The organism is Mycobacterium sp. JS623, from assembly GCF_000328565.1.
GTDB lineage: Bacteria > Actinomycetota > Actinomycetes > Mycobacteriales > Mycobacteriaceae > Mycobacterium.
In genome coordinates this window covers 1,479,401-1,492,565 of the sequence record NC_019966.1, presented here as the reverse complement: position 1 = coordinate 1,492,565, position 13,165 = coordinate 1,479,401, and the positions used below count along the sequence as shown (strand labels likewise).

10 protein-coding genes are annotated in these 13,165 nt (G+C 63.6%); 8 read left to right on the top strand and 2 right to left on the bottom strand.

Annotated features, from left to right (window positions below; genetic code table 11):
* Nucleotides 1–30 precede the first annotated feature (30 nt).
* The 5 genes from MYCSM_RS07175 to MYCSM_RS07155 all read left to right on the top strand — a co-directional run bounded on the left by MYCSM_RS07175 (nt 31) and on the right by MYCSM_RS07155 (nt 5,742).
* Nucleotides 31–654 carry a TetR/AcrR family transcriptional regulator gene (locus tag MYCSM_RS07175; RefSeq protein WP_015305477.1) on the top strand — a complete coding sequence of 208 codons (624 nt, stop codon included), beginning with the start codon at nt 31–33 and terminating at the stop codon, nt 652–654.
* A complete protein-coding gene (locus MYCSM_RS07170) occupies nt 654–1,082 on the top strand; it encodes an MmpS family transport accessory protein (protein WP_015305476.1) in 429 nt (142 codons plus the stop codon). The genes MYCSM_RS07175 and MYCSM_RS07170 overlap by 1 nt, the downstream gene beginning before the upstream one ends.
* A 61-nt stretch (nt 1,083–1,143) precedes the next feature.
* The gene (locus MYCSM_RS07165; protein WP_015305475.1) at nt 1,144–4,038 is read left to right on the top strand and encodes an MMPL/RND family transporter; all 2,895 of its coding nucleotides are present in this window, start codon (nt 1,144–1,146) and stop codon (nt 4,036–4,038) included.
* Between the two features lie 202 nt (nt 4,039–4,240).
* Nucleotides 4,241–4,690 carry a DUF6319 family protein gene (locus MYCSM_RS07160; RefSeq protein ID WP_015305474.1) on the top strand — a complete coding sequence of 150 codons (450 nt, stop codon included), beginning with the start codon at nt 4,241–4,243 and terminating at the stop codon, nt 4,688–4,690.
* Nucleotides 4,691–4,827: 137 nt separating this feature from the next.
* Nucleotides 4,828–5,742, top strand: coding sequence for an MBL fold metallo-hydrolase (locus tag MYCSM_RS07155; protein WP_015305473.1), 915 nt, complete (start codon nt 4,828–4,830; stop codon nt 5,740–5,742).
* 92 nt (nt 5,743–5,834) lie between these two features.
* Here MYCSM_RS07155 and cax read toward each other — a convergent pair whose 3' ends face one another.
* Nucleotides 5,835–6,992 carry a calcium/proton exchanger gene (gene cax, locus MYCSM_RS07150; RefSeq protein WP_015305472.1) on the bottom strand — a complete coding sequence of 386 codons (1,158 nt, stop codon included), beginning with the start codon at nt 6,990–6,992 and terminating at the stop codon, nt 5,835–5,837.
* Nucleotides 6,993–7,677: 685 nt separating this feature from the next.
* Between cax and MYCSM_RS07145 the strand changes: the two genes are divergently transcribed.
* A complete protein-coding gene (locus MYCSM_RS07145; protein ID WP_232425732.1) occupies nt 7,678–8,112 on the top strand; it encodes a hypothetical protein in 435 nt (144 codons plus the stop codon).
* Nucleotides 8,113–8,382: 270 nt separating this feature from the next.
* Here MYCSM_RS07145 and MYCSM_RS07140 read toward each other — a convergent pair whose 3' ends face one another.
* A complete protein-coding gene (locus MYCSM_RS07140; RefSeq protein ID WP_015305470.1) occupies nt 8,383–10,158 on the bottom strand; it encodes a sigma-54-dependent Fis family transcriptional regulator in 1,776 nt (591 codons plus the stop codon).
* Nucleotides 10,159–10,387: 229 nt separating this feature from the next.
* Between MYCSM_RS07140 and MYCSM_RS07135 the strand changes: the two genes are divergently transcribed.
* Nucleotides 10,388–12,019: an aromatic/alkene/methane monooxygenase hydroxylase/oxygenase subunit alpha gene (locus MYCSM_RS07135; protein ID WP_015305469.1), complete on the top strand. Its 1,632-nt coding sequence runs from the start codon at nt 10,388–10,390 to the stop codon at nt 12,017–12,019.
* Between the two features lie 84 nt (nt 12,020–12,103).
* Entirely contained in the window at nt 12,104–13,147 is a 1,044-nt protein-coding gene (locus MYCSM_RS07130; RefSeq protein ID WP_015305468.1) for an FAD-binding oxidoreductase, read from the top strand.
* Nucleotides 13,148–13,165 lie beyond the last annotated feature (18 nt).

The following is a 13,165-nucleotide window of genomic DNA, read 5'->3' as shown; positions in this document are numbered from 1 at the left end:
GGGCGGCTGCTCAACACTTAGTCTGCCTTCGTGTCCAGCACCGCAGCTGACGAGCGACCCCGCGTCCGACGTGAGGCGACCCGGGCTGCGCTGATCGAGGCAACCGCCCAAATCATGCTCGACGAGGGCTATGCGGCAGCCACGTCGCGACGGGTGGCGGGCAAGGCCGGTGTGAAGGCCGCGCTGGTGCACTACTACTTCCCGAGCATGGACGACCTGTTCGTCGCCGTCCTGCGCGACAAGGCCGAGGACAATCTGGCACGCCAGCGAGAGGCGATCGCCGAGGCCCAGCCGCTGCATGCGCTATGGCAGCTCAACAGCGCGCACGACGCGCAGTTGTTCACCGAGTTTCTCGCGATGGCCAACCACCGCAAGGCAATTCGGAGCGAGATCGTGGCTTATGCCATGCGATTCCGCGATCTAGAAGAAGGCGTCGTCACCTTGGCTTTGAAGGCCCGCGGCATCGATCTCGGACTGTTCCCGCCAGTGGTCATGACCATGATCATGGGCGGCCTGGCCCGGATCGTGCTCCACGAACAGGGACTTGGCATCACCCGGGGACACCGCGAGGCCGCCGCCTTCATCGACCGCTGGCTTGATCGCCTCGAAATGCCGGACTGGGATCAGCCTGGGCCAGGAACGGAGCGCCGCTGATGCTGCGTTTCGCGAAGCGTATTTGGGTAGTGCTGGTCATCCTGCTGGTGGTCATGATCGCGGTGTTCGTGGTTGGCCGTTTCCGCGGATTCTTCGGCCACACGGTGCTGACCAAGCCGGGCGCGGGTTTGGTCAACGACCCCGAGCCGTTCAATCCCAAGGTCGTGAAATACGAGATCTTCGGCACCGGGTCGGTCGCCACGATCAACTATCTCGATCTGGACGCGCAACCGCAGAAGGCCCTGAATGCGCCGTTGCCCTGGGAGCTGACCCTGACGACCACCGCCCCGGCAGCCAGCCCCAACATCATCGCGCAGAGCGACGGCGGCACCATCAGTTGCCGCATCACCGTCGACGGCGTTGTCAAGGACGAGAGGACGACCAACGGCGTGAACGCCCAGACCTTCTGCTTGGTGAAGTCCGCATGAGCGAAGCTTGCGAGCGAATCATCGGCACAGAATGCGGTCACCGAGCCTGCGAGGTGACCGCATGAGCAATACGCACGTGGGTGCGCACCCGATGATCCCCCGATTCATCCGACTGTTCTGTGTGCCGATCTTCTTGGGCTGGATCGCGCTCGTGGTGATCGTCAACGTCATCGTGCCGCAGCTGGAAGTCGTCGGCGAGGCGCACGCGGTCTCGTTCGCTCCGAAGGACGCGCCGTCGATGCAGGCGATGCAGCGAATCGGTCACGATTTCCAGGAGTTCAATTCCAACAGCTCGGCGATGATCGTCCTGGAGGGCGAGCAGCCGCTCGGCGACGCCGCGCATAAGTACTACGACGGCCTGATCAAGAAACTCGAGGCCGACACCAAGCACGTTCAGCACGTTCAGGACTTCTGGGGCGATCCGCTGACCGCAACGGGCGCGCAGAGCGCCGACGGAAAGGCCGCCAACGTCCAGGTGTACCTGGCAGGCAACCAGGGTGAAACCCTGGCGAACGAGTCCGTCCAGGCCGTGCGGACGACCATCGACCAGTCGTCCCCGCCGCCGGGAGTCAAGGTTTACGTCACCGGCCCTACGCCGCTCTCGAACGACCAGCACCACGCCGGCGATAAGAGCGTCAAGCTGATCACCGCCATCACCATGGGCGTCATCTTCGTGATGCTGTTGCTCGTCTACCGGTCCATCGTGACGGTGCTCCTGGTCCTGGTGATGATGTTCATCGAGTTGTCCGCCGCCCGGGGAATCGTTGCGGCCCTTGGCTATTACGACTTGATCGGGTTGTCGACGTTCGCGGTCAATCTACTCACCACACTGGCGATAGCGGCAAGTACGGACTATGCGATCTTCTTGTTGGGCCGCTACCACGAAGCGCGCAACAACGGCGAGGACCGCGAAACCGCCTTCTACACCATGTATCACGGCACCGCCCATGTCATTCTGGGTTCGGGTCTGACCATCGCAGGCGCGACGTTCTGCCTGCACTTCACCAGGCTGCCCTACTTCGAATCGTTGGGCATTCCGTTGGCGATCGGCATGCTCGTCGCAACCATCGCAGCGCTGACGATGGCGCCCGCCCTACTGACGATCTGCAGCCGCTTCGGCCTGTTCGACCCGAAGCGAAAGACGGACACCCGCACCTGGCGGCGAGTCGGGACTGCCGTAGTGCGTTGGCCCGGACCGATTCTCGCCGCGTCCGTCGCGCTCGCGCTCATCGGGCTGTTGGCGCTGCCGTCCTACAAGCCGGGCTACTTCGACCGCGATTACCTTCCGCCTGACATTCCCGCCAATATCGGCTACGCCGCCGCAGACCGGCATTTCCCCAAAGCCCGGATGAACCCCGAGTTGCTGATGGTCGAGACCGACCACGACGTGCGCAACCCGGCGGACATGCTGGTGATCGAGCGAATTGCGAGAGCGATCGCGCACACCCAGGGCGTCGGCAGGGTGCAAGCCATCAGCAGGCCGCGGGGCGTCCCGATTGAGCACACGTCGATTCCTTTCATGGTCGGCGCCCAAGGCACCACCCAGCAGATGAATCAGGACTACATGGACAAAGTCATGGCCAACATGCTCACGCAGGCCAATGACATGCAGACCACCATCGACACGATGCAGAAGATGCAGAACATCACGACGCAGATGGCGGCCACCACACACAGCATGGTCACCAAGATGGTGGTCACCACGGCCGATCTCGAGCAATTGCGGGACCACATAGCGGATTTCGACGACTTCTTCCGCCCGATCCGCAACTACCTCTACTGGGAGCCGCACTGCTACGACATTCCCATCTGCTGGTCGATGCGCTCGATCTTCGACACGCTCGACGGTGTCGACACCATGACCGACGACATCAAGAACCTGTTGCCGGACCTGCAAAAGCTGGACACGTTGATGCCGCAGCTGGTCGCCATCATGCCCGCTCAGATCGAGACCATGAAGAGCATGCAGCAGATCACGCTGACGATGTATCAGAGCCAGAAGAGTCAGCAGGACCAGACGAAGGCGATGCAGGAGAACCAGGGCGCGATGGGCCAGGCGTTCGATGCGTCGAAGAACGACGACTCGTTCTATCTGCCACCAGAAGTCTTCGATAACGCCGACTTCAAACGCGGCCTGAAGATGTTCGTCTCACCGGACGGAAAAGCCGTGCGGTTCATCATCTCTCACGAAGGTGACCCCGCCACTCCTGAAGGCATCAAGCTCGTCCCGCAGATCAAGAGCGCGGCGTTCGAGGCCATCAAGGGCACACCGCTGGAGGGGTCGAAGATCTACATGGCGGGCACCGCGTCCACCTACAAGGATATGCAGGAAGGTGCCAACTGGGACCTTCTGATCGCCGGAATAGCATCGCTCTGTTTGATTTTCATCATCATGCTGTTGCTCACCCGGGCGGTGATGGCTTCGGCGGTCATCGTCGGCACGGTGTTGATGTCGTTGGGCACATCGTTCGGCTTGTCCGTGCTGATTTGGGAGCACATCCTTGGCAAGCCGCTGCATTGGCTGGTTTTGGCGATGTCGGTGATCATCCTGTTGGCGGTGGGATCCGACTACAACTTGTTGTTGGTGTCCCGATTCAAAGAAGAGATCCATGCCGGCATCAAGACCGGGATCATTCGGTCGATGGCGGGCACCGGCGCGGTGGTCACGTCCGCCGGCCTGGTGTTCGCGTTCACCATGATGACAATGATGGTCAGCGATCTGGTGGTGGCCGGGCAGGTGGGCACGACGATCGGCCTGGGCTTGCTGTTCGACACGTTGGTGATTCGCTCGTTCATGACGCCGTCGATCGCGGCGATGATGGGTCCGTGGTTCTGGTGGCCACAGATCGTACGGATGCGGCCGAGGCCATCCCCGTGGCCGACGCCGCGAGAGCGTGCGGCCGATACGCCGGTCCGCGTCGGCGCTGATGAAAACCCAACGGGCCCAATCAGTTAGGGATGCGCCGACGAAGCAGCTGCTCGGGGCCTCGCTTCGCTACTACTGCCCCGAGAAGCTGCCGATCGTCTTGGCGGCCACGCGGCAATAAGAACGCGAAACCGGCGAGTCGCGGGTTGGCCCGGGGTCGAACATATGTTCCAATAGGCTCTCGCCGACCCGCTCAACTGCGGGCGATGTTCAGAAGGAGATCGCTGCAACGATGACTGTAGACACTCTGCCAGCAGAAGCCCTGTCCACCGACTTCGACACTCCCGACGTCTTGGTTCCTGCCACCGAGCGCACCGCGCCTGGAAGTACGTCGACGCCCGACGAGACCCGCACTGCCGCTCCCGCCGAGGGGAAGCCGAAGAAGGCTCCTGCGAAGAAGGCCGCCGCCAAGAAGACCAAGACCCTTGAGCTGACTCTTACGGTCACCGGCACCGCTGACGGCGAATGGCGCGCCGAGCTCAAGCGAGGCGCTACGTACCTGGCTCGCAACGTCGCGGTCGCGGCCGCTGCCGTCTCCCGCGCCGCCAAGGAACTGCACGAGGACCTGTCCACCCCGATCGACGAGGTCATCGAAGAGGCGCGCTCCCAGCAGGCCGCCAAGGTCGCCGCCCTCGAAGCCGAACTAGAAGCCGCCCGCCAGGCCCTCGCCGAACTCGACTGAGTCTCGCCGCGCTCGACCATCAGGTCGGAAACGGCCTGTGACACAGAACATTCAAACCACCCAACGGTCCGGGATGATCTCTCGGGCCGGCTCGCGTACCACCAGGAAGGAGGGAAATTCGGTCAACAGGAGGCAATATGAGCTTGGACAACATTTCACACCTCGGTAGCACCGGCGTCGACGAGTTGGTTCCGTCGCGCTATGCGCAGCAGGTCGGCGACATCGAGGTCTTGGTGATCAGCGATGGGGTGCTACCGATACCCGCCACCACGATGGCCTACAACGCCGACCCTGCCGACCTGTCGACCTGGCTGGACGACATGTTCCTCCCGCACGACGTACTCGAGTGGCCGCTGAATGTGGTCGTGGTGCGCAGCGGCGAGCAGACCATCCTCGTCGACGCTGGACTGGGCGTGGAGTTCCCTGACTTCCCGCGGGCCGGTCAGACGGTTCACCGGCTGGAGGCCGCCGGCATTGATCCCGGATCCGTGACGGACGTGGTGCTGACTCACATGCACATGGACCACATCGGCGGGCTGCTCACTGACGGACTGAAGGCCCGCCTGCGCCCGGACCTGCAGATCCACGTGTCTGCGCGGGAGGCAGAGTTCTGGGAGGCGCCCGACTTCTCCCACACCAACATGGTGGAGGGCGTGCCGGACGCGCTTCGGTCGGCCGCCACGCGGTTCTTGGACGAGTACCGCGGCCAGTTGCGGCCATTCGAGACGGAGCACGAGGTCGCACCCGGAGTCCTCGTCAGCCGCACCGGCGGTCACACTCCCGGGCACAGCATCGTGCGCGTGGCGTCCCGCGGTGACCGGCTGACGTTCGCCGGCGACGCTGTGTTCCAGGTCGGGTTCGATCAACCCGATTGGTTCAACGGCTTCGAACACGACCCCGAGGAGGCGGCCCGCGTTCGGGTTCGTCTTCTGCAAGAGCTGGCGTCGACCGGCGAGGCGCTAGTCGCCACTCACCTACCGTTCCCATCGGTCTGCCACGTGGCAGCCGCGGGCGACGTCTTTCGGTGCGTACCCGCCGTCTGGGATTACTGATCGCACAACGCCACAAGACGAACGGCCGCCAGTTTGATGCTGGCGGCCGTTTCATTCAGCAGCGACGTCTGGGTTACCGATCGTTGAGGCACTCATCCCCACCAGAACGACGTGGCGATCGCTACATAGAGCGCGATGAGCACTGCCCCCTCGAACCAGGTCGACTCACCATCGAAGGTCACCAGCACCGCGACCAGCGCCGACATGATCATCGACGCCAACAACAGCGGCGAGAACACTAGATCGAAACCGGGCTGGCCAAGCAATGCCGCCGCCAGGCAGACGATCGGGGCTATGGTGAGCGCGATCTGGACGGGCGACTGCAGGATCACCTGAACCGCATAGTCCATCTGGTTCTTGGCGGCCAGCTGAATGCCGACGAAATTCTCGACCGCGTTGCCAGCGATGGCCACGATCACCAGACCGGCGAAAACCTCGTTGATACCCGCCGCATGCATCGCCGGCTCCAAGGCGGCGACGAACCATTCCGACACGAATGCCGCACCGATACCGGCGACGGCCAGCATGCCGATGGCCATCGCCAGCGGCCATTCCCCGTGTGCTGTCGCCGCACTGGCGGCTTTGGCCGAATCTGGGCTGGCCACAATGGGAGACGACGCTCTGGATGGTTCATGAGCTACTTGCACAACCGGGTCGGGAGCCCGGTTTCCGAGCGTGGCCGGCAGTGAGAGTGCAAACAGCGCAAGCATGACGATGGAGACGACGACCGACAGCGCCCGCTCGTGCGGTTGCGCCGGGGTGTGTATTGCAGCGGTGAGCGAGGGGACAGCAAGGATGAACACCGCGAGGGTGAACATCAGCCCTAGGGTGCGCCCGTCGTCGGCGGCGAAGCGCTGGCGGCCGTGCTTGATCCCGCCGGCCACGAATGCCAACCCGAGCACCAGCAGGGCGTTGGAAAGAATCGAGCCGACGATGGTGGCCTTCACCACGCCGTAAAGGCCTGCCTTGAGTGCGAACAGGATGACGAACAACTCGGGCAGGTTCCCCAGCGCCGTCTGCAGTATCCCAGTGGCGTTGGGCCCGAGCCGGTCTCCGAGCGCTTCCACCGAACGGCCGACCAAAGATGCCAGCGTTGCCAACGCAAGCGCGGACATGATGAACGCCAGCACAGCATTCACATGGGCGAAGTGCAGAACTCCGGCGCCCACGGACGTGATCACCGTAATGGTGATCATGATGCGGTCGCGCCGGGTCAGCAGCGGGAGCTGTTCAGTATGGGTGGTCGTCACGCGCCTCTCCTGCTCCGATCGCTCCGAACTTTTCCAGAATCGGACGGTTCGTGTTGAAAAACCCCTCGCGGCCAAGATCTGCCGATACGAACCGAGACCCGTTCACCCCACTCGACGCATCGGCTGCAGGGCGCCTGGCAGCTTATTGCGGTTCCATCCGAATCTGGTGCGGCAGGGCGGCAGACGCAGAGGCACGAGGAAATCTTCAGCCGGCTAGTTCAGCGATACCAGATGACCGAAGCGATCGAACTCATCCGCGCCGTCACCTGAGCGTCTTGCCGAGGCGACTACCCCATCAGCCTGCATCGCTGGTGCAAGCATCGGCAGACTGTGGTTGTGGAGGCACGGTTCTCGGGCGAGCTGGAGACGTTGCGTGCCGACAATATGCGCTTGCGTCGACTACTCAAACTGAGCGGAGAGCGGGCCGCGCGGCAGATCCAGATCAAGCCACCCTGACCGGAGCATCGGAATCGCCGGTCAACATGAGATCAGCGACATCGGCGAGTCGAATCTCGCGTCGTGCGTTCCGCGGCCGGACGACAGATAAGTTGGCATCTTGAATCACCATGCGGAGTACACGCTTTCGGCTCCGCATGGTCGGATGTGGCACACGCCACACATCATTCACAGCATCGTCTTCGCGGCCACACATCTACCGCTCACCATCGGTCGGCAAAGTCAAGATATGACCGAAATACCCGAAGGGCCTGGCAATCCGCCCTCTGAACCAAACCTGCAAGAGACGACCGAGCCAATACCCGAAGTGACACCCGCACCCGACATCGAGGCGGCAGGACCCGCATCGCCTACCGCCGAATCGCGTTCGCGGTGGCGTTGGCCGACGAAGACACGGAACCGAATCGCAGCGTCAGTCGCAGTCGCCGCCGGAGCTGCCGCCATTGGCGCGGCTGTGTTCACCGGCGGACTCGCCGTCGGTGCGCACACCGCCGGACACGGTGCAGGTCACCACCAGTGGGGCCACTACTCAGCGGCGGCGGCTCAGCGTGAAGGCGCACCGGTGGAACAGATTTGGATCGTCCCCGGAGGCCCGGGTGCCACAGGACAGGACGGTTTCATCATCACCGGAACTGAGTCGGCATCTATGGCCAGTCCGGGCTGACACCGATCGGAGTGCAAACGGTTCCATCGTTCGCCGGTCTCGATCGGTTGCACTGGTCCTCATAACTCATCGAGGCACCGATCCCGCTTTGCCGAACCATGTCGAGCGGATGCTCGGACCCGTGCTCGCGTACGAGACGCGGCACAAGGCCGACCTGCTGTCTGTTGTGGATGCGCTGGTCAGGTAGTCCGCTATCCAGCCACATTCGTCACATGGTGAACACCATGTCTATGAACACGCATTGGGTCGGCGAAGCCGGAACCGCGTATCTCAGGCGATGCCGAATTCCTTGATCTTGCGGTAGATCGTGGCGCGCGACATTCCCAGCGCGTCGGCGGCGGCGGCCTTGCTGCCTCCGTTCTCCTGCAGGCTGCGTACTATTGCGTCCCGTTCCAGCGCCTCGATCTGAGTGAGTTTTCGTCTTGCCAGAGAGCGGCATTCAGCGGGCAGCTTGTCCATGCCGATCGGCCCCGACCGTTGCCAGGCGACCGTCTCGGCGAGCACTTTGCGTAGCTGCCGGACATTGCCCGGCCACGGCAGCTTGGCCAGTTGCCGCATGGCGTCGCGGTCCAGTCGCACATCGGCGCCACGGGTCAGATCTCGCAGCAGGTTTGGCACCAGTTCCTCGAGGTCTTCGATACGGTGCCGCAAGGCGGGAACGGTGACGGTGTGCGTGAAGAAGGGCAGCACCAGCATGTCAACCAACGGTGACCGCGTCCCCGCGCCGACCGTTGCGGCCACCCACCCCCGCCCGGCGCGGGCGTGCAGCACCGCAGCCAGCGGTTCAAGCGCGTCAGTGGTCAAGCTGTCCACATTGGCGATGACCACCGCGAAATCCTCGTCGTCCGTTATGGATTCGAGCTCGGCGACGAGATCCCCGGCGGTCGCGAAGTCGTGCGCGCGCAACACCCGCACGGCACGCTCTGGAGCCACATGCTGTGCGACCGCCTGCCCGAGTTTGGCCCGCCCGGATCCACTCTCGCCTTCCAACACCACCCAGTCGCCGTCCCGGCAACATCGCTCCACCTGCTGGCAGCTGCGGCGCCAGGAACTGCTGCGTCCCGCAAGGGTGGGTATCGACAGGCGAGTGGTGTCACAGCCGGTTCCGCCGACCGCCGCGCTCTCTGGCGAGAGGTGCACATGGAACACGACGTTGCTGCCGCGGCTGCCGGTGGTCATCCGGTCGGCGGTGGTGATTTTGGCGGCCATGCCACTGGGCAGGGTGGCCACGACCGTCGACGCGGCCGTCGCGTTGCACAGGTCAGACGCATGGTCGAGAAGCGTCCGCTGATCGTTGGCGTCCAGTGTCTGCCGCAAACGGGGGTTCATCAACACCACGTCGCCGCCGATCGCCAGCACTCCGCCCGGATAGCGCCGGTTTTGCTTCAAGTAGGCCTCCAGCAGCGCGGTTTCGCTTTCGGTCCTGAATGCGCTGATTCTGTCCTCGATCTGGCTGCCGGCGCTCTTGGCCAGCACGAACAGCAGCGGATCGGAAAGGTTTGCCCAGCAGGTCAGGTCGACGACGCCGAGAAGTTTTCCGGTGATCGGATCGCGGATCGGGGAACCCGCGCACGCCAGCCGACCCAGCGTGCCGACGTAGTGCTCATTGCCCTGAATGAACGTGGCCGCACCGGTCTCCAGGGTAGTTCCGATGCCGTTGGTGCCGGCGAATTCCTCGGCATAGCTGTAGCCGCGCGCCAACCGCACGTCGTCGAGGGCCTTCAGGATCGCCGGATCGGAGGTGACGCGCTCCAGCACCAGGCCGTCTGCGGAGGTCAGAATGACGCTGACCGCCTGAGACGATAGGTCGGAGGCGATCCGGCGCAGCACAGGGGCCGCAGCACGAACCAGGGGCGAATCGGTGTTGGGCTCTCGGACATAGGGCAGGTCGACCCGGTCCGGATGCACTCGCAGATCGCGAGATCGGCGCCATGAATCGAGGACCCGGGGGGCGACGGCGTCGGTGTTCAGCGCCCCCGCGCTCAGGAACTGCTCCCGGGCTCGCTGTAAGCCCACGGCGCTAATACGTGTGACATCCGTAGCCATGGCGGCTGCACCTCGGTCCTCAATGGCTGTCTCCGCAGGGTAGACCTCGGCGGTGTGACGTGCATCTCAATTTGAGACAAGCCGCGCAGCCCGCAGCAGCCTCCACAGGCCCCTTCGCATGTGACGTGCGTCTCAGACTGAGACGCCTGCGCGCCGGAACACACGGTTCTATCAGTTCTTGCATCGTCCCCCGCCGGCCTCGAACCGGCTCGCACACAGGAGGCGCATTTTGAGCAGGCAAAGCCTGACCAAGGCCCACGCGAAGATCACCGAACTGTCCTGGGAACCGACATTTGCGACCCCGGCCACCCGGTTCGGCACCGACTACACGTTCGAGAAGGCCCCCAAAAAGGACCCGCTCAAGCAGATCATGCGGTCCTACTTCCCGATGGAAGAGGAGAAGGACAACCGCGTGTACGGCGCCATGGACGGCGCCATCCGCGGCAACATGTTCCGTCAGGTGCAGCAGCGCTGGCTGGAGTGGCAGAAGCTCTTCCTGTCCATCATCCCGTTCCCTGAGATCTCGGCGGCCCGCGCGATGCCGATGGCGATCGACGCCGTGCCCAACCCGGAGATCCACAACGGCCTGGCCGTTCAGATGATCGACGAGGTTCGGCACTCGACCATCCAGATGAACCTCAAGAAGCTCTACATGAACAACTACATCGACCCTGCCGGGTTCGACATCACCGAGAAGGCGTTCGCCAACAACTACGCCGGCACCATCGGACGGCAGTTCGGCGAGGGGTTCATCACCGGTGACGCGATCACCGCAGCCAACATCTATCTGACCGTGGTCGCCGAAACTGCCTTCACCAACACCCTTTTCGTGGCGATGCCGGACGAAGCCGCGGCCAACGGGGACTATCTGCTGCCGACGGTGTTCCACTCGGTCCAGTCCGACGAGTCGCGCCACATCTCCAACGGCTACTCGATCCTGCTGATGGCGCTTGCCGACGAACGTAACCGCCCGCTGCTGGAACGTGACATGCGCTACGCGTGGTGGAACAACCACTGCGTCGTCGACGCCGCGATCGGCACCTTCATCGAGTACGGCACCAAGGACCGGCGTAAGGATCGCGAAAGCTACGCCGAGATGTGGCGGCGCTGGATCTACGACGACTACTACCGCAGTTATCTGCTGCCGCTGGAGAAGTACGGCCTGACCATCCCGCACGACCTCGTTGAGGAGGCGTGGAAGCGCATCGTCGACAAGCACTACGTGCACGAGGTGGCGAGGTTCTTCGCCACCGGCTGGCCGGTCAACTACTGGCGCATCGATGCGATGACCGACAAGGACTTCGAGTGGTTCGAGGAGAAGTACCCGGGCTGGTACAACAAGTTCGGCCGCTGGTGGGAGGACTACAACCGGCTGGCGTACCCCGGCCGCAACAAGCCCATCGCCTTCGAGGAGGTCGGCTACCAGTACCCGCACCGCTGCTGGACCTGCATGGTGCCTGCGCTGATCCGCGAGGACATGGTGGTGGACAAGGTCGACGGTCAGTGGCGCACCTACTGCTCGGAAACCTGCCACTGGACCGACGCTGTCGCTTTCCGCGGCGAGTATGAGGGGAGGCCGACGCCGAACATGGGCCGGCTCACCGGATTCCGCGAGTGGGAAACCCTGCACCACGGCAAGGATCTCGCCGACATCATCAGCGATCTTGGCTACGTGCGCGACGACGGCAAGACGCTGATCCCGCAGCCACATCTGGATCTGGACGATCCGAAAAAGATGTGGACCCTTGACGACGTCCGCGGCAACACGTTCAACAGTCCCAACGTGCTGCTCAACGAGATGTCCGACGCGGAGCGTGAGGCCCATATCGCGGCGTACCGCACCGGCGCCGTACCCGCCTGATGTCCACCCGGTGGGTGGCGCCGTGCCCACCCCGGCGCCCCCACCGGTCACCAACCGAACTAACCACTGTCCCAGGAGATTTCCGTGGCCGACACGCACCGCATCAACTTCGAGCCCGTCGACATCGAGATGGAACTCGGCGAGGAGGAGAACATCCTCGACGCCGCATTCCGGCAGGGTATTCATCTAATGCACGGCTGTCGGGAAGGCCGTTGCTCGGCGTGCAAATCCTATGTCCTCGACGGCGACATCCAGATGGAGAACTACTCGACGTTCGCCTGCAACGACGCGGAGGTGGACGAGGGTTACGTGCTGCTGTGCCGCTCGCACGCCTTCAGCGACTGCACAATTGAGCTTCTCAATTTCGACGAGGATGAGCTGCTCGGCGGCGTGCCGATCCAGGATGTCCGCACCACGGTGACCGCGCTGCAGCGGGTGACGCGGGACATCGTTTCGCTTCGGCTGCAGGCGGTGGAGCCGAAGACGTTCGAGTTCAAGCCCGGCCAGTACGCCGACATCCACATCCCCGGCACAGACGAGCACCGGTCGTTCTCGATGGCGACCACCCAAGCCACCCCGGGCGAGGTCGAGTTCCTCATCAAGAAGTACCCGGGCGGCAGGTTCTCCGGTTTGCTCGACGACGGCATCACCGTGGGCGATGAACTGTCGCTCACCGGGCCCTACGGCACGTCCACCTTGAAGGAGGGTCATGTCCTGCCGGTGGTCTGCGTCGCCGGCGGCGCGGGGATGGCGCCGATCCTGTCGATTCTGCGGCACATGAGCGAGACGGGCAGCGATCGCCCGGTCCGCTTCTACTACGGTGCCCGCACCACCGCGGATCTGTTCTATGTCGACGAGATCGCCGAGATCGGCAAGGGCCTGGTCGATTTCACATTCGTCGCATGCCTGTCGGAGTCGATGGACGGAGAGCTGCCCGAAGCCGCCCGTGTCGAGGAGGGCAACGTCACCGACGTGGTTACCAGAAACGAGCCCGATATCGGCAAGACCGAGGTCTACATGTGCGGCCCGCCGCCCATGGTCGACGCCGCACTGGCCCTGCTCGAAACCCATGCCGTGCCCAAGGACCAGATCTTCTACGACAAGTTCACCAGCCCAGCATTCGACTGAAACCCCTTTCAGCCCAAC